Origin of the sequence: Corynebacterium phocae (assembly GCF_008693075.1) — a bacterium.
In the GTDB taxonomy this organism is placed as follows: Bacteria; Actinomycetota; Actinomycetes; order Mycobacteriales; family Mycobacteriaceae; genus Corynebacterium; species Corynebacterium phocae.
Genome location: NZ_VXKJ01000013.1, coordinates 1 through 1441 on the forward strand (window position 1 = coordinate 1; position 1441 = coordinate 1441).

At 52.9% G+C, this 1441-nt stretch carries 1 protein-coding gene; it reads right to left on the bottom strand.

What is annotated here, in order from left to right; translation table 11 throughout:
- Positions 1–33 precede the first annotated feature (33 nt).
- Positions 34–1377 carry an IS256 family transposase gene (locus F4V58_RS01020; protein ID WP_075732600.1) on the bottom strand — a complete coding sequence of 448 codons (1344 nt, stop codon included), beginning with the start codon at positions 1375–1377 and terminating at the stop codon, positions 34–36.
- Positions 1378–1441 lie beyond the last annotated feature (64 nt).

Here is a 1441-nt window from a genome sequence, read left to right on the forward strand (position 1 = left end):
GAGGGTGTCAGCAAATTTGTGTATGGGGCTGATTTATAGATATGGGGCGAATCGGTCTGGGTAGGCTACAGCGAGCTGATTGATGGCTTGGTTCCAGTTGGTTGTTCTGGTGCCTTCAACGAGGCGCTTGGCCGAGGATGCTGCTTTCTTTCCTTCCTTTGCCCGTCGGTTAGCCCGACGGTCTTCAATGTTACAGATCATCAGCCAAAGGGTCTTGATGGCTGAGGAATCAGATGGGAAATGCCCTCGGTTTCTGGTGGCTTTCCGCAGCTCATTGTTCATCGACTCGATCGAATTGGTGGTGTAGATTACCTTTCTGGCCATGGGTGGGAACTGCAGGAATGGGATGAACCTGTCCCAGGCGTCGCGCCACACCTTGACCGATTGGGGGTAGCGTTGTCCAAGCTCACTGGCTTCGAATTTCTCCAACTTCGTCAGGGCTTCTTCTGCATTTGCAGCAGTGTAGATAGACCGCAGATGGGCTGAGACTTCTTTACGGTCTTTGTGGGATACCCACCTGTTAGCAGCTCGAATCAGGTGCACTACGCAGGTCTGTACCATCGAATTGGGCCAGGTTGCTTCCACGGCCTCTGGCAGCCCTTTAAGGCCATCACAGCAGACAATGAAGACGTCCCTAACCCCGCGGTTGGCGATTTCAGCGCAGACGGTGGACCAGAATGCAGCTCCTTCGTTGGCAGATACCCACAATCCTAGAATGTGCTTGATACCGTCCATATCCACACCAACTGCCATGTAGACAGCTTTGTTGGTCACTCGCCCACCATCGCGAATTTTCACCTGTAGAGCATCGAGGAAGATAACCGGATAGAACTCATCCAGTTGGCGGTTTTGCCACGCCAGAACCTCATCGAGTACCGCATCAGTAACCGCACTGATGGTATCTGGTGATAGTTGCACTCCAATGGTCGATTTCAGGTGGTACTCGATGTCACGTGTGGTCATTCCGCCGGCATAGAGGCTGATAATCATGTCATCGAGGTCTGTCAGACGGCGTGCGCCGCGCGGGACCATCTGGGGAATGAAGGTACCGTTTCGATCCCGGGGAACACTGATGTCAACAGGGCCAAAAGTAGATGACACCGTTTTAGGATAGAAGCCGTTGCGGCTATTAGGTTGCTCTTCAACGGCCTTGGCAGACCGGTCGCCGTGCTCATACCCAAGGTGGGCATCCAGCTCGGCATTCAGCCCGGCGTTAATAAACGCCTGCAGCAAACCACGAGCAAGGTCATTGGCGTCAGTAGCAGACCGACCCAACTCTTGGATTACTTCGGCCATTTCAGGATTTTCCATCAGCTTTCGGCTGATCTCTGCGACGCGCTCAGCGTCGTTACGATTTTTCTTAGACACAACACTCATTGTTGCGCATACTCCTTTGTAAATGAGGTCCGACCCTCATACACAAATTCTCCGACACCCTCTT